Annotated in this window: 24 protein-coding genes and 1 pseudogene; 11 read left to right on the forward strand and 14 right to left on the reverse strand. The window is 74.8% G+C overall.

The features are described 5' to 3' along the window. The 3 genes and pseudogenes from ACGFX4_RS35215 to ACGFX4_RS35225 form a co-directional block, all read left to right on the forward strand. A pseudogene (locus ACGFX4_RS35215) lies at positions 1–135 on the forward strand (electron transfer flavoprotein subunit alpha/FixB family protein); the annotation flags it as partial. A 126-nt stretch (positions 136–261) separates the two neighbouring features. After that, positions 262–1,665 (forward strand): acyl-CoA synthetase, encoded by a 1,404-nt coding sequence (locus ACGFX4_RS35220; RefSeq protein WP_393083551.1) that lies wholly within the window; start codon positions 262–264, stop codon positions 1,663–1,665. Positions 1,666–1,857: 192 nt separating this feature from the next. Then, positions 1,858–2,841 (forward strand): NUDIX domain-containing protein, encoded by a 984-nt coding sequence (locus tag ACGFX4_RS35225; protein ID WP_393083554.1) that lies wholly within the window; start codon positions 1,858–1,860, stop codon positions 2,839–2,841. A gap of 39 nt (positions 2,842–2,880) precedes the next feature. Here the strand turns inward: ACGFX4_RS35225 and ACGFX4_RS35230 are convergent, their stop codons facing one another. Continuing rightward, positions 2,881–4,242 (reverse strand): dipeptidase, encoded by a 1,362-nt coding sequence (locus ACGFX4_RS35230; protein ID WP_393083557.1) that lies wholly within the window; start codon positions 4,240–4,242, stop codon positions 2,881–2,883. A 144-nt stretch (positions 4,243–4,386) separates the two neighbouring features. Here ACGFX4_RS35230 and ACGFX4_RS35235 point away from each other — a divergent pair, with 144 nt between their 5' ends. Beyond that, the gene (locus ACGFX4_RS35235; protein WP_393083560.1) at positions 4,387–5,628 is read left to right on the forward strand and encodes a geranylgeranyl reductase family protein; all 1,242 of its coding nucleotides are present in this window, start codon (positions 4,387–4,389) and stop codon (positions 5,626–5,628) included. A gap of 13 nt (positions 5,629–5,641) precedes the next feature. Here the strand turns inward: ACGFX4_RS35235 and ACGFX4_RS35240 are convergent, their stop codons facing one another. Together ACGFX4_RS35240 and ACGFX4_RS35245 are read right to left on the reverse strand one after the other, a co-directional pair. Then, entirely contained in the window at positions 5,642–7,927 is a 2,286-nt protein-coding gene (locus ACGFX4_RS35240; RefSeq protein ID WP_393083562.1) for a glycosyl hydrolase family 18 protein, read from the reverse strand. 136 nt (positions 7,928–8,063) lie between these two features. Continuing rightward, positions 8,064–9,044 carry an ArsR/SmtB family transcription factor gene (locus ACGFX4_RS35245; protein WP_393083565.1) on the reverse strand — a complete coding sequence of 327 codons (981 nt, stop codon included), beginning with the start codon at positions 9,042–9,044 and terminating at the stop codon, positions 8,064–8,066. Between the two features lie 71 nt (positions 9,045–9,115). On the opposite strand from ACGFX4_RS35245, the gene ACGFX4_RS35250 reads away from it, so the two are divergent. Together ACGFX4_RS35250 and ACGFX4_RS35255 are read left to right on the forward strand one after the other, a co-directional pair. Further along, entirely contained in the window at positions 9,116–10,384 is a 1,269-nt protein-coding gene (locus tag ACGFX4_RS35250; RefSeq protein ID WP_393083568.1) for an MFS transporter, read from the forward strand. 178 nt (positions 10,385–10,562) lie between these two features. Beyond that, positions 10,563–11,327, forward strand: coding sequence for an enoyl-CoA hydratase family protein (locus ACGFX4_RS35255; RefSeq protein ID WP_393083571.1), 765 nt, complete (start codon positions 10,563–10,565; stop codon positions 11,325–11,327). Positions 11,328–11,355: 28 nt separating this feature from the next. Here ACGFX4_RS35255 and ACGFX4_RS35260 read toward each other — a convergent pair whose 3' ends face one another. Continuing rightward, positions 11,356–12,120 (reverse strand): maleylpyruvate isomerase family mycothiol-dependent enzyme, encoded by a 765-nt coding sequence (locus ACGFX4_RS35260; protein WP_393083574.1) that lies wholly within the window; start codon positions 12,118–12,120, stop codon positions 11,356–11,358. An 89-nt stretch (positions 12,121–12,209) separates the two neighbouring features. On the opposite strand from ACGFX4_RS35260, the gene ACGFX4_RS35265 reads away from it, so the two are divergent. Continuing rightward, the gene (locus tag ACGFX4_RS35265) at positions 12,210–12,986 is read left to right on the forward strand and encodes an acyltransferase (RefSeq protein ID WP_393083577.1); all 777 of its coding nucleotides are present in this window, start codon (positions 12,210–12,212) and stop codon (positions 12,984–12,986) included. A 46-nt stretch (positions 12,987–13,032) separates the two neighbouring features. On the opposite strand, the gene ACGFX4_RS35270 is transcribed toward ACGFX4_RS35265, so the two are convergent. After that, positions 13,033–13,920: an NAD-dependent epimerase/dehydratase family protein gene (locus ACGFX4_RS35270; RefSeq protein WP_393083580.1), complete on the reverse strand. Its 888-nt coding sequence runs from the start codon at positions 13,918–13,920 to the stop codon at positions 13,033–13,035. A gap of 166 nt (positions 13,921–14,086) precedes the next feature. Here ACGFX4_RS35270 and ACGFX4_RS35275 point away from each other — a divergent pair, with 166 nt between their 5' ends. Both ACGFX4_RS35275 and ACGFX4_RS35280 read left to right on the forward strand, forming a co-directional pair. Then, complete coding sequence (locus ACGFX4_RS35275) at positions 14,087–14,422, forward strand: hypothetical protein (RefSeq protein ID WP_393083583.1); 336 nt, start codon at positions 14,087–14,089, stop codon at positions 14,420–14,422. Positions 14,423–14,493: 71 nt separating this feature from the next. Further along, the gene (locus ACGFX4_RS35280) at positions 14,494–15,144 is read left to right on the forward strand and encodes a hypothetical protein (protein WP_393083586.1); all 651 of its coding nucleotides are present in this window, start codon (positions 14,494–14,496) and stop codon (positions 15,142–15,144) included. Positions 15,145–15,146: 2 nt separating this feature from the next. Here the strand turns inward: ACGFX4_RS35280 and ACGFX4_RS35285 are convergent, their stop codons facing one another. The 4 genes from ACGFX4_RS35285 to ACGFX4_RS35300 all read right to left on the reverse strand — a co-directional run bounded on the left by ACGFX4_RS35285 (position 15,147) and on the right by ACGFX4_RS35300 (position 17,712). After that, complete coding sequence (locus tag ACGFX4_RS35285; RefSeq protein ID WP_393083589.1) at positions 15,147–15,701, reverse strand: HutD family protein; 555 nt, start codon at positions 15,699–15,701, stop codon at positions 15,147–15,149. Positions 15,702–15,707: 6 nt separating this feature from the next. Next, a complete protein-coding gene (locus ACGFX4_RS35290) occupies positions 15,708–16,097 on the reverse strand; it encodes a VOC family protein (RefSeq protein WP_393083592.1) in 390 nt (129 codons plus the stop codon). Next, positions 16,094–16,387: an ArsR/SmtB family transcription factor gene (locus ACGFX4_RS35295; protein ID WP_393083595.1), complete on the reverse strand. Its 294-nt coding sequence runs from the start codon at positions 16,385–16,387 to the stop codon at positions 16,094–16,096. The genes ACGFX4_RS35290 and ACGFX4_RS35295 overlap by 4 nt, the downstream gene beginning before the upstream one ends. Positions 16,388–16,464: 77 nt before the next feature. Next, positions 16,465–17,712 (reverse strand): MFS transporter, encoded by a 1,248-nt coding sequence (locus ACGFX4_RS35300; RefSeq protein WP_393083598.1) that lies wholly within the window; start codon positions 17,710–17,712, stop codon positions 16,465–16,467. Between the two features lie 41 nt (positions 17,713–17,753). Between ACGFX4_RS35300 and ACGFX4_RS35305 the strand changes: the two genes are divergently transcribed. Continuing rightward, on the forward strand, positions 17,754–18,995 hold the full coding sequence (locus ACGFX4_RS35305; RefSeq protein ID WP_393083601.1) for an ROK family protein: 1,242 nt from the start codon (positions 17,754–17,756) through the stop codon (positions 18,993–18,995). 38 nt (positions 18,996–19,033) lie between these two features. Here ACGFX4_RS35305 and ACGFX4_RS35310 read toward each other — a convergent pair whose 3' ends face one another. The 5 genes from ACGFX4_RS35310 to ACGFX4_RS35330 form a co-directional block, all read right to left on the reverse strand. Further along, positions 19,034–19,414 carry a VOC family protein gene (locus tag ACGFX4_RS35310; RefSeq protein WP_393083604.1) on the reverse strand — a complete coding sequence of 127 codons (381 nt, stop codon included), beginning with the start codon at positions 19,412–19,414 and terminating at the stop codon, positions 19,034–19,036. 34 nt (positions 19,415–19,448) lie between these two features. Then, complete coding sequence (locus ACGFX4_RS35315) at positions 19,449–20,756, reverse strand: ABC transporter substrate-binding protein (RefSeq protein ID WP_393083607.1); 1,308 nt, start codon at positions 20,754–20,756, stop codon at positions 19,449–19,451. Positions 20,757–20,949: 193 nt separating this feature from the next. Continuing rightward, positions 20,950–21,747: a class I SAM-dependent methyltransferase gene (locus ACGFX4_RS35320; RefSeq protein ID WP_393083610.1), complete on the reverse strand. Its 798-nt coding sequence runs from the start codon at positions 21,745–21,747 to the stop codon at positions 20,950–20,952. 69 nt (positions 21,748–21,816) lie between these two features. Further along, on the reverse strand, positions 21,817–22,209 hold the full coding sequence (locus ACGFX4_RS35325; RefSeq protein WP_393083613.1) for a VOC family protein: 393 nt from the start codon (positions 22,207–22,209) through the stop codon (positions 21,817–21,819). A gap of 68 nt (positions 22,210–22,277) precedes the next feature. Continuing rightward, positions 22,278–22,481: a hypothetical protein gene (locus tag ACGFX4_RS35330; protein ID WP_393083616.1), complete on the reverse strand. Its 204-nt coding sequence runs from the start codon at positions 22,479–22,481 to the stop codon at positions 22,278–22,280. A gap of 151 nt (positions 22,482–22,632) precedes the next feature. Here ACGFX4_RS35330 and ACGFX4_RS35335 point away from each other — a divergent pair, with 151 nt between their 5' ends. Further along, complete coding sequence (locus ACGFX4_RS35335) at positions 22,633–23,493, forward strand: PhzF family phenazine biosynthesis protein (protein WP_393083619.1); 861 nt, start codon at positions 22,633–22,635, stop codon at positions 23,491–23,493. The last annotated feature ends 55 nt before the right edge of the window (positions 23,494–23,548 follow it).

Here is a 23,548-nt window from a genome sequence, read left to right on the forward strand (position 1 = left end):
ACCTCCAAGACCATCGTCGCCGTCAACAAGGACCCCGAAGCCCCCATCTTCGACCTCGTCGACTACGGCATCGTCGGCGACCTCTTCACCGTCCTCCCCCAGCTGACGGGCGAGGTCAAGGCCCGCAAGGGCTGAGCAGTGCAGTGAGCGGCGGAGGGCGCGGTTCCCGGTGAGGGGGACCGCGCCCTCCGGCGTTCCCCGATACGGGGCGAGCGGGTCGCGGCCGAGCGGGGTGCGAGCCGGTGCGTAGAGTCTGGCGGCATGGGACTGCTGACGGCACTTGAGGGCGGGTACGGCGACCGGGGCGACGCGCTGGTGGTCGACGGGCGGCGGATGTCGTGGGAGGAACTGCTGGGCGCCGCCTCGGTGGTGGCGCGGCGGGCGGCGGGGGCGCCGGCGCTCGCGGTGCTGGCCCGGCCGTCGGTGGAGACGGTGGTCGCGGTGGTCGGCGGCCTGCTGGCGGGCGTCCCCGTGGTGCCGCTGCCGCCGGACTCCGGCCCCAAGGAGCGGGCGCACATCCTGCGCGACTCCGGCGCGACGCTGCTGGCCGCGCCGGTCGGGGAGACGGCCGAGGACATCGAGGTGCTGCCGGTGGACCCGGCGGCGCGGGCGGCGCGGCCCGAGGGGGAGCCGGACGCGGACGCGACCGCGTTCGTGCTGTACACCTCGGGCACGACGGGCGCGCCGAAGGGCGCGGTGATCCCGTACGGCGCGGTCGCGGCCGACCTGGACGCGCTCGCCGAGGCCTGGCGGTGGACCGCCGAGGACACCCTGGTGCACGGCCTGCCGCTGTTCCACGTGCACGGCCTGGTGCTCGGCGTGCTGGGCGCGCTGCGCACCGGCAGCCGCCTGGTGCACACCGGCCGGCCGACCCCCGGCGGGTACGCGGCCGCGCGCGGCAGCCTGTACTTCGGGGTGCCGACGGTGTGGTCCCGGCTGGCGGCGGACGAGGACGCGGCGCGGGAACTGGCCTCCGCGCGGCTGCTGGTGTCGGGCAGCGCGCCGCTGCCGGTGCCGGTGTTCGAGCGGCTGGCGGCGCTCACCGGGCACGCCCCGATCGAGCGGTACGGGATGACCGAGACCCTGATCACGGTGTCGACGCGGGCGGACGGCGAGCGCCGGCCGGGCAGCGTCGGCGTGCCGGTGGCGGGGGTGCGCACCCGGCTGGTGGGGGAGGACGGCGGAGCGCTGCCCGCGGACGGCGAGTCGGTCGGGGAGCTGCAGGTCGGCGGCCCGACGCTGTTCCGCGGGTACCTGAACCGGCCGGAGGCCTCGGCGGAGGCCTGGACGGCCGACGGCTGGTTCCGGACGGGCGACGTGGCGGTGATCGGCGCCGACGGCTTCCACCGGATCGTCGGCCGGGCCTCGGTGGACCTGATCAAGAGCGGCGGCTACCGGATCGGCGCCGGCGAGGTGGAGGCCGCGCTGCGCGACCACCCGGCGGTGGCCGACGCGGCGGTGGTCGGCGCGCCCGACGCGGACCTCGGGCAGACCGTGGTGGCGTACGTGATCCCGGACGGGCCGGTGAGCGGCGAGGAGCTGACCGCGTTCGTGGCCGAGCGGCTCTCGGTGCACAAGCGGCCGCGCCGGGTGGTGCTGGTCCCCGAGCTGCCGCGCAACGCGATGGGCAAGGTGCTGAAGAAGCAGCTGCTCGACCTGGGGTGACCCGGGCGGCGGGGCTTTGGCCGGTGGCATGTGCCGGGCGGCCGACGGGCGACGGTCCGGCGGCCGCCCGGCACGGCCGCAGGTATGGGGACCGGCCCGCCGCGGGTACCACCTCCGGTGGCGTGGGGGCCGGGTACGGCCTCAGCCGCCCGGCGGGAGTGCCGTCGGGGCGAGCCGAGGGCAGGGGAAGCTGTGATCGTCTGGGTCAACGGGGCATTCGGGACGGGCAAGACCAGAGCCTGCCGTGAGCTGGTGGAACTGCTGCCCGGGAGCCTGCTCTTCGATCCCGAACTGGTCGGGGCCGGGCTGCGTCGGCTGCTGCCGGCCGACCGGCTGGAGCCGGCCGCGGACGTGCGGGACGTGGCGGCGTGGCGGCGGCTGGTGCCCGAGGTGGCGGCCGCGCTGCTCGGGGAGGTGCCGGGGCCGCTGGTGGTGCCGATGACGCTGCTGCGCGAGGACCACCGGGACGAGATCTTCGGATCGCTGGCGTCCCGCGGCCTGGCGGTGCACCACTTCGTGCTGGACGCTGCTGAAACGATCCTGCAGGAGCGCGGGGCCGAGCACCTGGCCGACTACCGGGCGGCCCGGCGGTGGCTCGTCCGGGACGCGCAACTGCTGGACGTCGACGGCGCGACACCGCGTCAGACCGCGCAGCGGATCGCGGAGCTGCTGAGCGAGGGCCGGGCCCGGTGCCCGATCGTGCGCAGCCACGACGGGCTGGGCGACACCGTCGCGGCGGCGGTGCTGCTCTTCGACGAGCGGGACCGGGTGCTGCTGGTCGACCCGGTGTACAAGCCGTTCTGGGAGTTCCCGGGCGGGGTGGTGGAACGCGGCGAGGCGCCCACCGACGCGGCGGTGCGGGAGGCCGCGGAGGAGCTGGGCCTCTACCTGGAGCCGGGCTCGCTGCGGCTGCTGACGGTCGACTGGGAGCCGGGCACCGGGCCCGGCCGGGGCGGCCTGCGGCTGGTGTACGACGGCGGGCGGCTCGGCTCCGGGGCGGTCGGGCGGCTGCGGCTGCCCGCGGACGAGCTGCGCGGCTGGCGGTTCGTCACCCTGGACGAGGCGGCCACGCTGCTGCCGCCCGGACGGTTCCGGCGGCTGGCCGCGGCGCTGGGGGCCAGGGAGCTGGGCGAACTGCGCTACCTGGAGGCGGGGGTGCCCGCGGGGCGCGGGTGACGGGCGCCCGGGCGGGGGCGACCCCGCCCGGGGCCGCGGTCAGCCGCGGTAGGAGGCGTAGGTGCGCAGGAAGATCGCCTCGGTGAGGGCCATCAGCTCCAGCTCCACCGGGTCGACGCTCTCGTTGACGGCGTGGATCCGCGCGGTGGGCTCCTCGACGCCGATCAGGATGATCTCCGCCGCGGGGTAGAGGGTCCGCAGGGTGTTGCAGAGCGGGATCGAGCCGCCCTCGCCGGTCGCGGTCATCGGCTTGCCGAAGGCCGCGAGCATCGCCGCGCCCATCGCCTCGTAGGCGGGGCCGGTGAGCTCGGCGCGGAAGGACTCGCCGCCGGAGACCAGCCTGACCTCGGCGTGCGCGCCCCACGGGACGGCCGCCTCCAGGTGGCTGATCAGGGCGTGCTGGGCGGCCTTGAGGTCGGTGCCCGGCGGGACCCGCAGGCTGACCAGGGCCTTGGCGCTCGCCTGGACGGAGTTGGAGGCGCCGATCACGCCGGGGGCGTCGATGCCGAGCACGGTCACGGACGGGCGGGCGCAGAGCCGGTCGGAGACCGTGCCGGTACCGGTGAGGGCGACGCCGTCCAGCACCTCGGCGTCGGAGCGGAACTGCTGCTCGTCGTACTGGTGGCCGTCCCAGACCTGGTCGGCGGCGAGACCGGTGACGGCGACGTCGCCGTTGCGGTCGTGCAGGCCGGCCAGCACCTGGATCATCGCCTGCAGGGCGTCCGGGGCGGCGCCGCCGAAGGCGCCGGAGTGCAGGTTGCCGGCCAGGGTCGCGATCGAGACCTCGACGACGGTCATGCCGCGCAGGGTCGCGGTGACGCTGGGGACGCCGAGGGCGACGTTGCCGGTGTCGCCGATCACGATGGCGTCGGCGGCGAGCAGGTCGGGGTGCGCCTCGGCGTAGCGCTCCAGGCCGCCGGTGCCCTGCTCCTCGGAGCCCTCGACGACGACCTTGAGGCCGACCGGGAGGCCGCCGTCCACCTCGCGCAGCGCCCGCAGGGCGGTGAGGTGCATCAGGATGTTGCCCTTGCAGTCGGCGGCGCCGCGCCCGTACCAGCGGCCGTCACGTTCCGTCAGTTCGAAGGCGGGGCTGTCCCAGGCGGACTCCTCCAGCGGCGGCTGGACGTCGTAGTGGGAGTACAGCAGGACGGTCGGCGCGCCCTCGGGGCCGGGGAGTTCGGCGTAGACGGCCTGGCTGCCGTCGGGGGTGTCCAGGAGCCGCACGCCGGTCAGGCCCTCGGCGGCGAAGGCGTCGGCGACCCACCGGGCGGCCTTGCGGCACTCCTCGACGGGGAACACCCGGGGGTCGGCGACGGACGGGAAGGCGACCAGTTCCGCGAGGTCGCTCTTGGCGCGCGGCATCAGCGATCGGACGGCGTCGGCCAGCTGCTGGTGGGTCATCAGGACTCCGAAAGGGTTTCGAACGGGTACGTCCGGATCCTAGGCGGTCGGCGCGGGCCGGAAGACGGGCACCGGTCGGTCGGCCGGGGGCCGATCGGCCATGTGTGTGGCGGTGGGCGGGGGCGGGTTGACTAGGATGCGAGGGTGACTGACTCCGGTAGCTCCCTCGACCGCGATCCGCTCGGCTCCAGCGAGAACGACGGGTCGGACCTGCTCGACGGCGTCTGGGACGTGGTCGTGGTGGGGGCCGGCCCGGCCGGTTCCTCGGCCGCGTACGCCGCCGCCCGGCAGGGCCGGCGGGTCCTGCTGCTCGACAAGGCCGAGCACCCCCGGTACAAGACCTGCGGCGGCGGCATCATCGGCCCGTCCCGGGACACCCTGCCGGAGGACTTCAAGCTCCCGCTGCAGGACCGGATCCACAACGTGACGTTCGCGCTGAACGGCCGGTTCTCCCGGACCCGGCGCTCGAAGCGGATGCTGTTCGGGCTGGTCAACCGGGACGAGTTCGACCTGCGCCTGGTGCAGTCCGCCGAGCAGGCCGGCGCCGTGCTGGCGACCGGTGTGACGGTGAGCGGCGTGGAGCAGCAGGGCGGCGACACCCGCACGGTCGTGGTGACCACGGCGGACGGCCGGCGGATCGAGGCGCGCGCGGTGGTCGGTGCGGACGGTTCGGCGAGCCGGATCGGCCGGCACGTGGGGGTGACCTTCGACCAGATCGACCTCGGTCTGGAGGCGGAGATCCCGGTGCCGGAGTCGGTGGTGCGGCACTGGGCGGGCACCATCCACCTGGACTGGGGCCCGCTGCCGGGCAGTTACGGCTGGGTGTTCCCGAAGACGGAGTCCGGGACGCTGACGGTCGGGGTGATCTCGGCGCGCGGCGACGGCGAGGCGACCAAGAAGTACCTGCAGGACTACATCCGGCGCCTGGGCCTGTCCGGCTTCACGCCGCTGGTGGAGTCCGGGCACCTGACGCGCTGCCGGGCGGAGGACTCGCCGCTGTCGCGCGGCCGGGTGCTGGTGGCCGGTGACGCGGCGGGCCTGCTGGAGCCGTGGACCCGCGAGGGCATCTCGTACGCGCTGCGCTCGGGCCGGCTGGCCGGCGAGTGGGCGGTGAGGGTCGCGGAGGCGGGCGGCGCGGCGGACGTGCGCCGGCAGGCGCTGAACTACGCGTTCGCGATCAAGGCGGGCCTGGGCGTGGAGATGCGCGCGGGCAAGCTGATGCTGGGCGCGTTCGAGAAGCGGCCGCACCTGTTCCACGCGGCGGTGTGCCTGGTGGACCCGGCGTGGCGGGCGTTCGCCCGGACCACGCAGGGCCACACCACGTTCGCGCAGATCATCCGGGACTACCGGGCGGCCAGGCGCCTGGCGGCGGTGGCCGGCCGGTAGCCCGCGGCGGGGCCTACTTGAGGCCGGTGTCCAGGGCGTTGATCAGGGTGCCGGACGGGGTGTCGCCGGACATCTCCCAGATCATCGCGCCCAGCAGGTTCTTCGACTTCAGCCAGGCGGTCTTCTGGCCGATCGACCAGGTGTCGTCGAAGGTCCACCACTGGCCGCCGGCGCCGGTGTAGGCGTAGGTGGAGACCGACTGGGTGTCGTGGTAGACGGTCAGGTTCGGGACGCTCGTGATCAGGTTGTTGTAGCCGCGCGTCCCGGCCTCCTCGGCGAACTGGCCGGGCGCCGCGCCGGTCGCGGCCTGCCACTCGCCGTGCACGCCACCGTCGGTGACGCCCTGCCAGCCGCGCCCGTAGAACGGGAAGCCGATGGTGAGCTTGCGCGGGTTGACCCCGGCGCCGAGGTAGGCCTGGACCGCGGCGTCCACCGAGAAGTGGAAGTTGTACGGGTCCTGGGTGTCGGCGTAGAGGTTGGCCTGGTGGCCGGCCCGGTTCGGCTCCCAGGAGTTGTCGCTGCCCGCGCCGTGGAAGTCGTAGCCCTGCACGTTGGCGATGTCCAGGTACTGGAAGATCTTCGAGAGGTCCCAGCCCTGGGCGATCTTGGCGGGGTCGGCCGGGGTGAAGGCGGTGAGCAGCTTGTGCGAGCCGCCGAGGGCGTCCAGCTGGGTGCGGAACTCGGCGAGCAGCTTGGTCAGGTTGTCCTTGTCGGCGGCGTTCCAGTGGTTGCCGGCGTGGCCGTCGGGGGAGCCGGGCCACTCCCAGTCGAGGTCGATGCCGTCGAAGATGCCCGCGGCCGTGCCGGGCCCGCCGGCGCCGTTGTAGAGCGGCAGGTTGCCCTTGATCCAGATGTCGATGCAGGAGGAGACCAGCTTCTTGCGGGAGGCGTCGGTGGCGGCGGCGTCCGAGAAGTACTTGGAGTAGGTCCAACCGCCGAGCGAGACCACGACCTTGAGGTTCGGGTACTTCGCCTTGAGCTTCTTCAGCTGGTTGAGGTTGCCGCGCAGCGGCGCCCAGCCGTCGTCGGCGACCCCGTCCACGGACTGGGCGGCGCTGAACGGGCGGGAGTAGTCGGCGTCCGCGTCGCCCGCGCCGGTGCCCTGGTCGGGGTCCTGCGGGTTGGCGGTGGTGCCCTTGGTGACGCCGGCCAGGCAGGTCAGGTTGACCGGGTCGATGTTCTCGAAGGCGTAGTTGATCACGTCGAGCTTGGCGGCGCTGCCCGAGGTGTCGAGGTTCTTCACGAAGTACTGGCGCCCGTAGATGCCCCACTGCACGAAGTAGCCGACCCGGGTGTACTTGCCCGGCCCGGCCAGGTCGCCGGTGGTGACGGTGACCGGCGGGGAGAGCGCGGAGCCGTTGTCGGCGGCGTCCCGGGCCCGCACGGTGAAGGTGTACGTGGTGGCCGGGGAGAGCTGGTCGATGGTGGCCGAGGTGCCGGTGACGGTCTTCAGCAGGGTGGTGGTGCCCTGGTAGACCTCGTAGGTGGCGACCCGCTGGTTGTCGGTGGCGGCGTTCCAGGCGAGCGAGACGCTGGTGCTGGTCACCCCGGTGGAGCGGAAGTTGCCCGGGGTGGTCGGCGGGACGGTGTCGGTCGCCGGGTCGACGGTCCGGGCGGTCACCGCGCCGCCCGCCGGGCCGGTGTTGCCGCGGCTGTCCTTGGCGCGCACGCTCAGCGTGTACGAGGTCGCCGGGGCGAGGCCGGTGAGGACCGTCGAGGTGGTCGTCGAGGTGCCGAGCACGGTCGAGCCGTTCAGCACCTCGTAGGAGGCGACCGGGTTGTCCCCGGCGCCGGCCGCGGTCCAGCTCAGCGCGATCGAGTGGGCGGTGGTGTCGACCACCGTCGGGGTGCCGGGCGCGGTCGGCGGCACGTCCGGCGTGCCGTCGCACTTGTCGCCGTTGATCCGGCAGTTGGTCGGCGTGGAGATCGGGCCGGTGGCGACGAACCAGAAGCTGTACGGCTCGGTGGTCGCGTGGGGCTGCACGGTGCCGTTGTAGTACGCGTTGGTGGCGGTCACGTGCCGGCCGCTGACCGTGGCCTGCCCGTTGTAGCTGCTGCCGACGGTGACGCCGGCGGGCAGGTCGAACTCGATCGTCCACCCCGTGACGGCGGCGGCGTTGTCGTTGCGCACCACGTAGGTGCCCTTCCACCAGGAGCCGTTGTCGGCCGTGGTGAAGGTGGCGGTGAGCCGGCCCGCGGCGTGCGCGGGCGTGGCGGCGAGCAGGGCGATCGGCAGGGCGAGTGCGCCGAGCAGGGCGAGCAGGCGTGCTCGGACGCGGTGACGGAACCGGACGTGCATCGGTACTCCCTGTCTGGTGTGGGGGATCCGTACAGGGGTGCCGGGAGCCAATTGGAGGGTAGGGGCGCCCGCGCCGGCGCGTCAACAGGTCTGGACCACGCGGAAGTTGACGATCAGTCCGCGACCGCTTCCGTGGTCACTGCAGCAGCTGGTCGGCGAGCGGGCTGCGGGCGTACAGCACCACCCGGCCGTGCCGGGCGCGGGTGACCAGCCGGGCCGCGGCGAGCACCGCCAGGTGCTGGCTGACCGCCCCCGGGGTGACGCCCAGCCGGCGGGCCAGCTCCACCGTCGCGGTCGGCTCCGCCAGCAGGGCCAGCAGCCGGGCCTTGGGCGCGCCGATCAGCTGCTCCAGGGCGCGCGGGGTCGGCGGCGGCTCGACCGCCCCGGCCAGGGTCGCCAGACCGCGCGCCGGGTAGCTGATCATCGGCAGCCGGCGCGGGTCGATCGAGCTGCACGCGCCGCGGGCGAAGCAGGTCGGGACGAACACCAGGCCGCGCCCGTCGATCAGGATGTCCGCGTCGTCGTCCCAGGAGTCGTGGCGCAGCGTCAGGATCCCGTCCTCCCAGAACAGCCGGCGATCCAGGTCGGAGAGCAGTGCGGAGGCGCCGCGCTCGGCCAGGATCCGGGAGCGGTGCACCAGGTCGGCGTGCAGCACCGACCGGGCGCGCGGCCACCACTCCGGTGCCAGGCAGCGCTCGAAGTACTCCTCCAGGGCGTCGGCGATCCGGGCCAGCAGGGCCGCCGGATCGGCCAGCCCCCGGGCCAGCGGCGGCGGCAGCTCCCGCCCGTGCGGCAGGTGGGTCAGCTCCAGCTCCGCGCGCAGCAGCGCCGGGTCGAAGGCGCGGACGGCCGCCAGCTCGGTCGCGAAGTCCGGGAACGGGGAGAGCGGACGCGGCGTCAGGAAGTCCGGCACGAAGCGGTTCCCGGCCACCAGGGCCAGCAGCATCGCGGTGTCGCAGCGCTCGAACTCCGGCCGGATCCGCTCGAACGCCCGGGTCTGGTGCACGTACACCCCCGGATGCGTCCACATCCGCAGACCCAGCACCGTCTCGTGCAACGGCGAACACGCGAAGGTCGCCGCCGCCAGATCGCCCAACCCCAGGCGGAAACGGTGCATTCCACCCCCCATTCGTCAGCCCAGGCCTAAATCAGTACCACGCGGTGGAGCGTACGCGGTCTGATCGGCCCATGACCGCCACCACCCTTGCCGACCCCGCCCCGCCCACCGGCCGAAGGCTCCGCGACCGCCTGCTGCACCGCGACCCCGTGCTCCGCCGGCTCGCCGCGCTCACCATGGTCAACACCGTCGGCAGCGGCCTGTCGATGACCCTCGGCGTGCTGTACTTCACCCGCGTGCTCGGCTTCGGCGTCGGCGAGGTCGGCGTCGTGCTGACCGTCGCCGGCGGCTGCGGCGTGCTCGCCGGCATCCCCGCCGGGCGGGCCTCCGACCGCTTCGGACCCAAGCCGATGCTGATCGTCCTCAACGTGCTGCTGGCCGCCGGGACCGCCTGCTACACCCTGGTGCACAGCCTGCCCGCCCTCGCCGTGCTGGCCTGCCTGGTCACCGTGGTCGACCGCTGCGGCGGCACGGCCCGCGGCGCGCTGTACGCCGAGGTCCTGCCGCCCGAGCAGCGCGTCGAGGGCCGCGCCTACCTGCGCTCGGTCACCAACGTCGGCATCTCGGTCGGCACCCTGCTCGCCGCACTCGTCCTGCAGGCCGACACCCGCGCCGCCTACCAGGCCGCACTGCTCGCCGACGCGCTCTCCTTCGCAGCGGTCGCCGTGCTGTACGCGGTGACCGTGCCCGGCACCCCCCGCGCGGCCGGCACCGCCGCCCGCGAGCAGGCCGGCGGCCGCAACCCCGCGCTGCGCAACCTGCCGTTCCTCGCCGTCACCGCCCTCAACGGCCTGCTCTGCCTGCAGTTCGCGATGATCGAGGTCGGGGTGCCGCTGTGGATCGTCCGGGACACCGACGCGCCCCGCGTCATGGTCGCCGGGTCGATGCTGGTCAACACCGCACTGGTGATCATGCTCCAGGTCCGCGCCACCCGCGGCACCGAGGAACCCGCCCGGGCCGCCCGCGCCGTCGGCCGCGGCGGACTGCTGGTGGCCGGCGCCTGCCTGCTGCTCGGCCTGGCGGCCGGCGTCCCCGCCTGGGCGGCCGTCCTGCTGCTCGCCGGCGGCATCGCGCTCCAGGCGCTCGGCGAGGTGCTCAGCCAGGCCGGCGGCTGGGCGCTCAGCTACGACCTCGCCGAGGAGGGCAAGCACGGCGTGTACCAGGGCGTGTTCAACACCGGGCAGTCCGCGGCGTTCATGCTCGGCCCGGTCCTGGTCACCTCGGCGGTGATCACCCACGGGCTGCTCGGCTGGGCCCTGCTGGCCGCGCTGTTCGCGGCGGCCGGCCTCGCGATGGGCCCCGCCGTCCGCCGGGCCCGCCGCGCGGCGGCCGCGGCCTGACCCGGCGGCCCTCGCGCCGCGGCGCTGCGCCGCGGCCCGGGCGGTACGGCCCTCGCGTCGCGGGCCGGCGGCGCCACCACGGGTTTTCGTCGGACGGTCTGGATTGTCGGGGCCCTGACGTGCAAGGGTTCCCCTCAGCCGTCCGACCCACCCTCAGCCGGAAAGCAGGCCCCCCGCGATGACCCGCGAAGCACCCCTCGTCCGCATCACCACCGCCGACGCCGTCGCCACGCTGGAGCTCGACTCCCCGCACAACCGCAACGCCCTCTCCACCCGGCTGATGGCCGAACTGGCGCAGGGCCTCGCGGACGCGGCCGCCGACCCGGCGGTGCGGGCCGTCGTCCTCGGCCACACCGGCAAGGTCTTCTGCGCGGGCGCCGACCTCTCCGAGGCCACCGGCAACGACCCGACGGTCGGGCCGCGCGGACTGGTCGACATCCAGCGCGCCGTCGTCGACTGCCCCAAGCCCGTGATCGCCCTGGTCGACGGCCACGTCCGGGCCGGCGGCCTCGGCCTGCTCGGCGCCTGCGACCTCGCCGTCGCCGGACCGCAGTCCACCTTCGCCTTCACCGAGGTCCGGCTCGGCCTCGCGCCCGCCGTCATCTCGCTGCCGCTGCGCCCCAAGCTCGACCCGCGCGCCGCCAGCCGCTACTACCTGACCGGCGAGACCTTCGACGCCGCCGAGGCCGCCCGGATCGGCCTGATCACCGAGGCCGCCGACGACCCTGCCGCCGCCCTCAAGACCCTGCTGGACGCCGTCCGGCTCGGCTCCCCGCAGGGCCTCGCCGAGTCCAAGCGGCTCGCCAACGCGGCCGTCGTCGCCTCCTTCGAGCAGGGCGCCGAGGAGCTCGTCGCCCTGTCCGCCCGACTGTTCGGCTCGGACGAGGCCCAGCAGGGCATGCGCGCCTTCCTGGAGCGCAAGCCCGCCCCCTGGGCCCAGTAGGACCTGTCCGGAGTTTCCGGGGCAGGGGTCAGCTCCAGCGGATCCGCGCCGAGCCGCGCCACAGCTCGAACAGCGAGCGGTCGCCCTCGGCCGTCACCCGCTCCAGCGGCAGCCGGTTCCACAGCAGCAGGTACAGCTCGTGCGCCCGGCCGCTGACCACGCAGTCGGCGGCCGGAGCGCCGTCCGGCAGCTCCTGCGTCACCACCGGCTCCTGGCTCACCGTCACCAGCCAGGACGCCGGACGGTCCGTCGTCCGCACCAGCAGCGTGCGCGGCCGCTCACTGCGCAGCGGGGTCTTCGGCCGGACCAGGAACCGGGTCAGCAGCTCGGCGATCCCGTCCTCCGCGAACGCCGGGCCCGTCGCGGACGGCTCCAACCCTGCCGCGAACTCGGCGTCCACCCGGTGGACCGCCGTCTCGTGCGCCTGCCGCCGCGCCCAGAACGCCAGCGGCGACGGCGCCGGCAGGAAGCTCCAGCAGTCCAGGTCCGCCGGGGCCTTCTCCAGGGCCGCCACCAGCCCCGAGTGGCCGGTGCGGAACCACTCCACCAGCCCGGCGTCGTCCGGGTCCGGACCCCACGCCCGCTGCTGCCCGGCGTCGTCCAGCGGCACCCGGAGGCCGTCCGTGACGTACGCGGTCGCCCACCGGTGCACCCGCCCGGTGTGCCGGAGCAGGTCCGCCAGCCGCCAGTCCGGGCAGGTCGGGACCGGTGCGTCCAGGTCGGTGGCGGCCGCGGCCTCGGCCAGCAGGGCGCCGTCGCGGCGCAGGGCGTCGATGTGCTCGGAGATCTCCACACGCCGATTCTGCCGTCCGCGCCGCGCGCGCGGTGTGATGTTGCTCCCCATCCGGCCTGCGACCCGGCCCGCGCCGATACGGTGAGCGCATGCCGCTCGTCCGTACGCCGCTCCGCTCCAGGCTCACCGCCGCCGTCCGCGACCGGGCCCGCCGGCTCGCCGGGCGGGCCGTGCACCGCGGCTGGACCCTCGTCCAGGACGTCGGCGCGGTCAGCAACCGCAACCCCGGCCCCTACCGCTTCCGGGAACTCGGCGACGGCACCAAACTCGCCTTCCCGCTCGGCACCGTCTTCAACGAGCAGTGGGTCACCATCGGCCCGTTCTCCATCATCGGCGAGCGCGTCACCATCTCCGCCGGCTTCCTGCCCGGCCTCGACCTCGGCCCCGAACCGCTCGTCCGGATCGGCGGCGGCTGCGTCATCGGCCGCGGCAGCCACATCGTCGGCCACCAGTCGATCGTCCTCGGCGACGACGTGTGGACCGGACCCAACGTGTACATCACCGACCAGGCCCACGAGTACCGCGACACCGGCCTGCCGATCGGCAAGCAGTGGCCGCGCAACGAACCCGTCGAGATCGGCGCCGGCTCCTGGATCGGCACCGGCGCCGTGATCCTCCCCGGCGCCCGGCTCGGCCGCAACGTCGTCGTCGCCGCCAACTCCGTCGTCACCGGCGAGGTCCCCGACCACGCCGTCGTCGCCGGCGCCCCCGCCAAGGTCGTCCGCAGCTGGAACCCCGAGGACGGCTGGCAGCCGCCCATCCGGCACGAGGCACCGCGGCCCATACCGGAAGGCGTCACCGCCGAACAGCTGCGGGCCCTCGTCGGATGGGACCTGCGGCTGCCCGGCGAGACCGCCGGGAACTGACGGCGCTGACGGTTCGGACGGCGGTTCGGACGACGGCCCGGACCCGTCAGCCGGCGGCGGAGGCCCAGGCGTCGCCGATCATGGTGTCCAGGTCCGAGCGGACCGGCCGCCAACCCAGCTCACGGCGGATCAGCGAGGTGTCCGCCACCAGCCGCGGCGCCTCCGCCACCGCCGGACGGTGCACCACCGGGATCCGACGCCCCGTCACCCGCTCCGCCGCCGCCACGATCTCCCGCACGCTCGCCGGCGTCGCCCCCACGTTGTAGACCCGGCCCCGCGGCGCCGCCAGCGCCAGCGCGTACGCCGCCGCCATGTCGTCCACGTGCACGAAATCGCGCACCACGCTGCCGTCGCCGTTCAGCTCCAGCCGCGGATGGCGGCCCGCCGCCACCGCCAGCGCCTTCGGAATGATCCGGGCCTCGTCGACGTCCCCCGTGCCCGCCGCGTTGAAGCAGCGCAGCACGACCCCGTCCACCGCCGCGTCCGCGAGCAGCAGGCGCTCCGCCGCGAGCTTCGACTCCCCGTACGGATTGCCCGGCGCCGGCGGAGTGTCCTCACCGATCGGCTGCCGCTCCGGAGCGCCGTACACCGCCGCCGTCGAACCGAACACCACCCGCGGCCGCCGGTCCGCCGGCAGCGCCGCGAGCAGCGCCTCCATGCCGCCCAGGTTCACCTCCCAGTGCGACTGCGGACGCTCCACCGACTCCCGCCCCCGGGTCAGCGCCGCCAGATGGCACACCGCGTCGACCTCCGCCGCCGCCACCCGCCACACCGCCGCGTCCCGCACGTCCCCCACCACCACCCGCCCCACCGGCAACCCCTCCGGGACCTCCGCCCGCCGCGCCAGCGCCCACACCTCGTGCCCGTCCGCCGCCAGCCGCCGCACCACCGCCCGCCCCACGAACCCGAACGCCCCACTCACCAGCACCCGCACCCGACACCCACCTCTCGCCCACTCACCGACCGCCGCACCCATCGTCCCCGAAATCGCCCACCTCCCCGCCACCACCCCCGGCGACCACGCCCGGGTCGAACGGACTGTCCATGCGGCACAGGCCGGGACAATGGATGGCACGGGCCTCCCGAAAGGTACGGAACCCATGAAGCCCGCCATGCGGCCGTTCGAACGCCACAGCCGTCTGCTGGAGGATGCGCGGCGGGCGCAGGCCGCCTTTCCTCCCGGCTACAAGGTGGAGATCTCCGGCGAGGTGGTCGTTCTGCGGGCCGCGCCGTTGCCGGCGGTGGTCAAGATGCGCAACCCGGACCTGACCTATCTGATCGTCGACCCCCGGGACCGTCAGGTGACCCTGATGACCGGGTTGGACGGGGACCGGTACCACACCCGGACCACCGTCGACTTCGGTGCGGCGATCGCCGTTCCCGCGCCGTTCGACATCCTGCTGGACACCTCGCGGCTGATCCCGTACGCCGACTGAGCCGACGTCGGCCGCCCGCTGGGCCTCCCACCACGCGGGACGGCCGGAGGGGCGGCGTCTAGGCTGACGGCATGTTCGATGATGTGAAGATCGGTCCGGTGACGGCGGACGACCTCGCCGAAGGGGTGCGGTTGGTGGTCGGGTTGCTGCGGCAGCCGGCCGCGTTGGCGGGGGACTGGGGGCGGCCGGCCGGGGCGGTGGAGTGGAGCTGTTGGGAGACGGCGGAGCACCTGGCGGACGATCTGTTCTCGTACGGGGCGCAGTTGGGGCCGCAGTCGCCGCCGGCGGTGAGTCATGTGCCGTTCGTGTGGCAGCGGCACGGGCCGGGCAAGCCGGCGAACGTGATCTTCGCGGAGCGGGAGGCCGGGCCGGAGGGCCTGGTGCAGGTGGTGGAGTCGTGCGGGGCGTTGCACGTGGCGATGGTGCGGACGGCGGCGCCGTCGGCGCGGGCGTTCCACATCTTCGGGACGGCGGACGCCGAGGGTTCGGCGGCGATGGGGCTGGTGGAGCTGTTCGTGCACGCGGAGGACCTGGCGCGCGGCCTGGGTCTGGAGTGGCGGGCGCCGGCGGAGATCTGCGCGCGGGTGCTGCACCGGCTGTTCCCGGACGTGCTGGTGGGCGGCGACCCGTGGGCGTCGCTGCTGTGGGCGACCGGCCGCGGTGAGCTGCCGGGCCTGGCGCGGCGGACCGAGTGGCGGTGGGACAGCTCGCCGCGCGGCTGAGGTCAGCGGGTGTGCAGGGTGACGACGGCGGTGGTGCCGTCGACGGCGAGCGGGTGACGGCTCGTCGGGGGGAGCAGGGCGGCGTCGTAGCGGTCGAGCCGGGTGTCGCCGACGGTCGCGGTGCCGGTGAGGCAGACCAGCAGGACGTCCGCGTCGGCGGGTACGTCGACCGGGCGGGTCGTCCGGGCGAGGTCGACGGTGGCGCGGGCGCGGCCGCGGCGGGTCATCACGTTGAAGGCGACGACCGGCCCGTGGGGGAGGCGGCACCGGGTGTCGGCGTCGCCGGGGAAGGCGAACGGCCGGTGGGGCGCGGCGTGGTGCTCGGTGCCGTCGACGGTGAGGAGCATGCCCTCGCCGTCGACGACGGTGAGCACCCGGTCGACGTCCGGGAAGCGGGAGAACGGTCCGCCCCGGGCGACGTCGGCGAGGCTGGCCCGCCATGCGAAGTCGGCGAGGCCGGCGTCGGCGGGGTGGCCGGCGATCTCGCGGGTGGTGCCGCCGCCGTTGAGCCAGGCGGTGGCGGGCCGGTCGGCCGCGCGGAGCAGGGTGAGGGTCATCGGGGGCTACTTGTACTGGGCGATCTGGATCAGGTTGCCGCAGGTGTCGTCGAGGATCGCGGTGATCACCGGGCCGAGGTCGACGGGGGCCTGGGTGAAGCGGACGCCGAGGGCCTGCATCCGCTCGTACTCGGCCCGGACGTCGTCCACGGCGAAGGAGGTGTGCGGGATGCCGTCGGCGACCAGGCCGTTCTGGTACGGCTTCACCACCGGGTGGGCGTCGGGTTCGAGGACCAGCTCGGTGCCGTCGGGGTCCTCGGGGGAGACCACGGTGAGCCAGCGGTGCTCGGGGCCGAGCGGGACCTCGGTCTTCTTCACGAAGCCGAGCACCTCGGTGTAGAAGCGCAGGGCCTTGTCCTGGTCGTCGACGAAGACGCTGGCCAGGTTGATCTTCACGGGGTGCCCTCCGGTGCGTCGGGCCTGAGCCACCGGGTGAGGATGCGCTCAAGCGGTTCGGTGTTGAGGTCGTGGAACTTGTAGCGGCCGTCGCGCCGGGTCCGGACCAGGTCGGCGGCCTCCAGGACGGCGAGGTGCTGGCTGATCGCCTGCCGCGACAGGCCGAGGCCGTGCTTGGTCGCCAGCCGTGCGCAGATCTCGAACAGCGACTGGCCGTCCCGTTCGGCGAGTTCGTCGAGGATGAGTCGCCGGGTGGGGTCGGCCAGGGCCTTGAAGACATCGTCCGCCACATCCCCACCATAGGCAAGCAATGACTTGCCTATCAACTCCGCGAGTGGCGCGGGAGGCCGCGGACGGCCTCCCGCGCTCAGGCGCGGCGGCGGACGACCAGGGCGAGCAGACCGGACAGGACGGCGCTGCCGGCGACGGTGGTGAGGGCGAACGGGAGGCTGGTGGCGTCGGCGAGGAAGCCGATCACCGGCGGTCCGATCAGCATGCCCGCGTAGCCGAGGGTGGAGGCGGTGGCCACGCCGCGCGGGCCGCCGAGGGCGCCGGCCTGGGCGATGGCGAGCGGGAAGACGTTCGCCAGGCCGAGGCCGACCAGGACGAATCCGCCGAGCGCGACCCACACCGACGGCGCGAACGCCGCCAGCAGCATGCCCGCCCCGGCCGCCAGGCCGCCGAACAGCATCACCCGGGTCTGGCCGAGCCGGACGGTCAGCCAGGTGCCGCCGACCCGTCCGGTGGTCATCGCGAAGGCGAAGGCCGCGTAGCCGGCGGCCGCGAGTCCGGCGGAGGCGTGGACGTCGTCGGTCAGGTGCAGGGTGGCCCAGTCGGCGAGCGCGCCCTCGCCGTACGCGGTGAACAGCGCGGTCAGGCCGAGCAGGACGACCAGCAGCCGGGCGCCGCGCGGCGCGGCTGCGGGTGCGGCGGCCGGTGCGGTCCGCGCGGCGGCGGCCGTGGCAGTGGCGGGCGTGGCGGAGGGGGCGCGGAGCAGGGCCCACCCGGCGACGGCGGTGACGGCCAGGCCGAGCGTGCCCGCCAGGGCGAGCGCCCAGGTGGCGGTGATCCGGCCGGCCAGCAGGCCGCCTACGGCGGCGCCGAGCAGGCCGCCGAGGCTGTACCCGGCGTGGAAGCTGGGCATCACGGGCCGGCGGAGCTGGGCGACCAGGTCGACCGCCGCGGAGTTCATCGCGACGTTCGCGGCGCCGTAGCCCGCACCGAAGAGCAGCAGGACGGCGCCGAGCGCCGCGACCGAGTGGGTGTGCGCGGGCAGCGGCACGGCGAGCGAGAGCAGGGCGAGCGAGGCGACGGTGACCCGGCGCGAGCCGTACCGGACGCACAGCCGGCCGATCGGGGCCATGGTGGCGACGGCGCCGGCCGAGATGCACAGCAGGGCCAGGCCGAGCGCGCTGTGCGAGGCGGCGACCTGGGCGCGGACGTCCGGGATCCGGACCACCCAGGCGGCGAACAGGAAGCCGTCGACGGCGAAGAAGGCGGTGAGGGCGGTGCGTGCCGCCGTCCATCCGGCGGTACGGGCGGTACGGCCGGACGGGTGAGGGCGGGGGTCGGTGGGCGTGGTGGAGTGGGCGCGTGTTTTGTTTAGTAGCGGCACAAAAGCAGAATAGGGGAGTGCCGCACTCACCTTCAAGCCCGATGCGCCGCGAAGCCGCGCCGCTCCGCGCCGAGGCGCCGCGCCGCCCGGCGCTCGACCGGGGCCGCTCGCTGCTCGGACCGGCGCTCCAGCTGGTCCACACCGGCCAGGCGCCCACCCGGTCCGCGCTCACCGGCGCCCTCGACGTCACCCGGGCCACCGCCGGCGCCGTCACCGCCGAACTCGAGGCCCTCGGGCTGATCACCGTCGACTCCCGGCCCGCCGGCAGCGGCCGCGGCCGCCCCTCGCACCGCCTCGCCGTCGCCGAGGACGGCCCCGTGGTGATCGCCGCCCAGATCCACGCCGACGGCATCAGCGCCTCGCTCGCCGGACTCGGCGGGCAGCTCATCGCGCCCGTCCACCTGCCGCTGCCCGCCGCCACCGACCCCGTCCGGCTGCTGCGCGCCGTCGCCGAGACCGGCGCGGCCCTCGCCCGCGACGCCCGCCGGCGCTGCCTCGGCATCGGACTCGCCCTGCCGAACCCGGTCACCGAACCCGACGGCACCGCCCTCGCCGCCCTGCACTTCGGCTGGCCCAGCGGCACCCCGGTCGCCGACCTGTTCGCCGCCGAGGTCCGGCGCGCCGACCACGGGCCGCGCGCCCGCACCGAACTCCCCAGCGCCGTCGCCAACGACGCCAACCTCGCCGCCCTCGCCGAACACCGGCACGGCGCCGGACGCGACTCCCGGCACCTGCTCCTGGTCACCTCCGGCCACCGCGGCGTCGGCGGCGCCCTGGTCATCGACGGCCGCCTGCACACCGGCAGCGCCGGCCTCGCCCTGGAGGTCGGCCACGTCACCGTCGACCCGCAGGGACGGCTCTGCCCGTGCGGCAACCGGGGCTGCCTCAACTCCGAGACCGACCCCGACGCGCTGTTCGCCGCCGCCGGCCGCACACCCGACCCGGCCCTGCCGCTCTTCGGCCAGGCCCGCGAACTCGCCGCCGCCGACACCCCGCAGGCCCGCGCCGCCGTCGAACACGTCGTCGACCGGCTCGGCCTCGGCCTCGCCGGGCTGGTCAACATCCTCAACCCCGACCGGATCGTGCTCAGCGGCCTGCACCTCGACCTGCTCGCCGCCGCGCCCGAACGCCTCGCCGCCGTGGTCGCCGACCGCTGCCTGTGGGGGCGCAGCGGCCGCGTCCCGATCGTCCCCGCCCAGGTCCGCCACGCCGGCCTGGTCGGCGCCGCCGAACTCGCCTGGCAGCCCTACCTCGCCGACCCGCAGGCCGTCACCGCCGCCTGACGCCCGGCCGGCTCCCCGCTCCCCCTCCCGACTCCCCGCTACTCGTCGAGGCAGAGGCAGAACGGGTGGCCCGCCGGGTCGAAGAGCACCCGGACGTTCGGCTGCGGCTGGAACCCGGCCACGGTGGCGCCGAGTCCGACCGCGTCGGCGACCGCCGACTCCAGGTCGCCGACCTGGAAGTCGAAGTGCATCATCGGACGCTGCTCCCCGTCCGCCGGCGGCCACACCGGCGGGCGGTAGCCGTCCGCCTGCTGGAAGACCAGGAACGGGCCCTGCGGCGAGGCGGCGACGACCGCCGTCCCCGGCTCCTCGTGCCCGAGGTGCCAGCCGAGCAACTCGGCGTAGAACCGGGCCGGCAGACCCGGGTCCGGCGCCTCGACGGTCGTGCCCCACCACATGCCACCGGTACGCGATCTCATCCGGCCGGCCTGGCACAGTGGGCGGACAGTCGGGTCAACCGGCGGCGCCGAGTCCGTCGGCGGCCAGGGCGCTCAGCGTCGAGCGCTGCACGGCGGCCAGGGCGGGCGCGAAGTCGGAACGGGACTGCGCGGCGCGGCCGAAGGCGTCCTTGAAGGCGGCGTACGCGACGTCGACGTCCGGGCCCCAGGAGGACGGCGCGGTGTTGCGGGCGATCTCGGCGGCACGGGCGTAGAAGTCGGGCTGGTTGGCGAAGAACTCGGGCGCGGCGGCGAGGGCGTCGCCGGTCTGGGCGGCCGTCGCCGCCGGGTAGACGCCGCCCTCCCGCACCAGGGCGGCGACCGCCGCCGGGTCGGTGTTCAGCCAGGCGGCGAAGCGGGTGGCGGCCGCGACGTGGCCGTCCTTGCGGGCACCCACGGTCACACCCGTGCCCGAGCCGCCCCAGCTGCCGGTGACGGACTCGCCGGCCTTCCACTGCGGCAGCGGCGCGATCGCCCACTTGCCCTTGGTGGCGGGCGCGTTGGCGGTGAGCGCGCCGGGCGCCCAGACGGCGGACACCCAGGCGAGCTGGCTGCCGTCGGTGAGCGCCCTGCTCCACGCCTCGGTGTACATCGGCTGGTTGTCGATCGCGCCCTCGCGGACCAGGCCGCCCCAGAACCCGGCGACCCGGCGGGTGGCGTCGTCGTCGACGGCGACCTTCCACTTGCCCCCGTCCGCGCTGCGCCACCAGGTGGCGCCCGCCTGCTGGGCGAGTCCGGCGAACAGGCCGGGGTCGTTGGCCGAGAAGGTGGTCAGCGCCCGGCCCGGGGCCCGGCGCCGCAGCTCGCGCGCGGTGTCGGCGAACTCGTCCCAGGTGGTGGGCACCTTGAGGCCGTACTGCTTGAACAGGTCGTGCCGGTAGTAGAGCGCGAGCGGCGCGGTGTCCTGCGGAACGGCGTACGCGGAGGCGCCGACCGTGACCTGCTGCCAGATGCCGGGCGCGAAGCGGTCCTTGACACCGCCGACCTGCGGGGCGATGTCCACCAGGACGTCCTTGGCGACCAGGGTGGGCAGCACCTGGTACTCCACCTGCACCAGGTCGGGGGCGATGCCGATGTCGACCGCGTTGACCAGCTTGGGGACCATGATGCCGCCGGAGACCTGCTTCTCCACCGTGACGTGGACGTCCGGATGGGCCTCGTTCCAGAGCTCGGCGACCTTCTCCATGTTGGGGGTCCAGGTCCAGAAGACCAGCTCCACCGGGCCCTTCGCGGCGGACCCGGTGCCGTCCGCGCTCGCGCAGGAGGTCAGGACCAGGGCGCCGGCGAGCGCGGTGGCGGCGGCGAGAACGAGACGGCGGTGCAAGGGTCCTCCCGGAACGGACGCAGGGCCAGGTGGCCGGACAGCGACTGTGCACGTTCACAGTACGGAAACCGGGATGTCACCTGTCAATGCCTCATCAGCCACTGTTATCCGCCTGAATCCGGGGAACTTGTGGTGTGTACGTTCACAGTGAGGTCGTTCGTGTGGACCCGAGCGTGGCCGCATCCGGCCGGGCCTACGCGGCCGGCGTCCGGCGGACGGCCTCGACCAGGTAGCGCTGGGAGTGGGCGACGAACGGGCCGTGGCGCTCCATGAAGGCGTGCAGGGTGGCGAGGCGCTCGCGGTAGGCGTCGACGGTGAAGCCGGGGACGATCCAGATCACCTTGCGCAGGAAGTGCACCACCGCCGCGAGGTCGTGGAACTCCATCCGCAGCGCCTCCTGGCGCACGTCCACCACGGTGAGGCCGGCCAGTTCGGCGGCCGTGACGGCGTCGATCGGCAGGGAACCCGCGTACGTGGTGGTCGGCGGTGGCACGACGGGGTGCAGCGGCGCGGGGGAGGGGCCCATCATGAACTCGGTCAGCTCGCGGACCGAGCCGGAGCCGACCTGCTGGGACAGGTACCGGCCGCCGGGGCGCAGCACCCGGTGGACCTCGCCCCAGCGGGTCGCCACCGGGTGCCGGCTGACCACCAGGTCGAACGCGCCGTCGGGGAACGGGAGGTCGTCGGTGACCTCCGCCTCGGCCACGGTGGCGCCGAACCCGGCGAGATTGGCGCGCGCGATGGCGAGGTTCGGCGGCCACGCCTCGGTCGCGGCGAGGACCGGCGGGGCGACGGGCACCGCGGCCAGCACCTCGCCGCCGCCGGTCTGCAGGTCGAGCGCGGCGGTGGCGTCGGCCATCCGGTCGGCCAGCAGCCCGGCGTAGCCCCAGGACGGCCGCTGCTCGGTGGCGCGGCCGGTGAACCAGGTGAAGTCCCAGCCCTCGGTGGGGACGGCCTCGCCCTCCGCCACCAGCTCCTCGAAGGTACCCATGGCACCGAGGATGTCAGCCGGTGCCGGGCCGGTCGACCAGGTTCCCCCGCGTGGCGCGGCGGCCGGCCGCTACGAGCCGGCGGCGCCCGCCGCGGCCCGGTCGGACTCGCTGCGCAGCACGCAGAACTCGTTGCCCTCGGGGTCGGCGAGGACCGCCCAGCCCGAGCCGTCGGGGTTGCGGCGGTCGGCGACGAGGGTCGCGCCGATGCCGAGCAGCCGTTCGACCTCTTCCTCGCGGCTGGTCTCCGGGCGCAGGCACAGGTGGAGCCGGTTCTTGACGGTCTTCGGCTCGGGCACCTGGTTGAAGTGCAGGATCGGGCCCTCCGCCAGCATCACCTGGGCCTCCGGGTCGCCCGGACGGTCCGTCGGATGGTGCGGACGGCCGGTCACCTCGCTCCAGAAGCGGGCCAGCCCGTAGGCGTCCGCACAGTCGATCGCGACGTTCTGCACCACCGAAACCATGCGTGCGAGCATTCCCGATCTCCGGCCCCGGCGCCACCCGCCGCCCGGCGTGATCCGAGAGCGACGGCCTAGGCGTGGGCGCGGCGCAGGCCGGGGCGGCGGCGGAGCGGGAGCAGCGGTCGGTCGGTGCGGGGGGTGCGGGCGGCGGGTCGGGGCATCGCGGCGAGGCGGTCGGCCTCGTGGCCGCTGACGCGGGCGGGGGCTCCGGATCCGGTGTCCTGCGGGGTCCAGAGTTCGGCGAAGGCGGCCACCAGGCCGGTCATGTCACTCATTTCCTGTGCTCCTTCCGGGAGGTTTCCTCTGACTGAAAGGATGCACGGCCGATATGACGATGGTTTTGCAGGCGGGTCTCGCTCCGATGGCCGCTCGGCGATGTTGCGTTAACAGTCGGAATCACGGTGGGCCGGTGATCGTTGACCGGGCATGACGAACTCTTCTGCACCCGAGGTGCTGCGGTACTCGGCGTTCACGGCGGATCCGGCGGGCGGCAACCCGGCCGGCGTGGTGCTGGACGCGTCCGGGCTGGACGACGCACGGCAGTTGGCGATCGCCGCCGAACTGGGCTACTCGGAGACGGCGTTCCTGACCCGCTCGCCGGTGCAGCCGCGCACCTACGCGGTGCAGTACTTCAGCCCCAAGGCGGAGGTGCCGTTCTGCGGTCACGCGACGGTCGCGGCGGCGGTGGCGCTGGCGGAGCGGATCGGCCCGGGCGAGCTGCTGTTCGAGACCAAGGCGGGCCCGGTGCCGGTCGAGGTCGCCGAGGGTGGGGGCGGGGTGCTGCGCGCGACGCTCACCAGCGTGGCGCCGGCGGTGGAGCCGGTGGCGGAGGAGGACCTGGCGGAGGCGCTGGCGGCGCTCGGCTGGAGCCGCTCCGAGCTGGACGGCTCGCTGCCGCCCCGGATCGCCTACGCGGGGGCGCGCCACCTGGTGCTCGCGGCGGCGACCCGGGAGCGGCTGGCCGACCTGGCGTACGACTTCGAGGGGCTGACGGCGCTGATGCTGCGCCTCGACCTGACCACGCTGCAGCTGGTCTTCCGCCGCTCCGCCACCGAGTTCGACGTGCGGGACCCGTTCCCGGTCGGTGGCGTGGTGGAGGACCCGGCGACGGGTGCGGCGGCCGCCGCGTTCGGCGCGTACCTGCGGGAGCTGGAGGGCCTGGAGGCGGCGCGGCTCACCCTCCACCAGGGGCAGGACATGGGGCGGCCGGGCGTGCTGGGCGTGGAGCTGCTCGCGGAGGACCGGCGGGTGCGGGTGTCGGGCGAGGCGGTGGCCGTCCCGCAGTAGCCGGAGGGGCTCCGGGGGCGCGAGGCGAACAGGTGGGCGATAAGCGGAAGCTGGA

Source organism: Kitasatospora sp. NPDC048365 (assembly GCF_043200835.1).
In the GTDB taxonomy this organism is placed as follows: domain Bacteria; phylum Actinomycetota; class Actinomycetes; order Streptomycetales; family Streptomycetaceae; genus Kitasatospora; species Kitasatospora terrestris.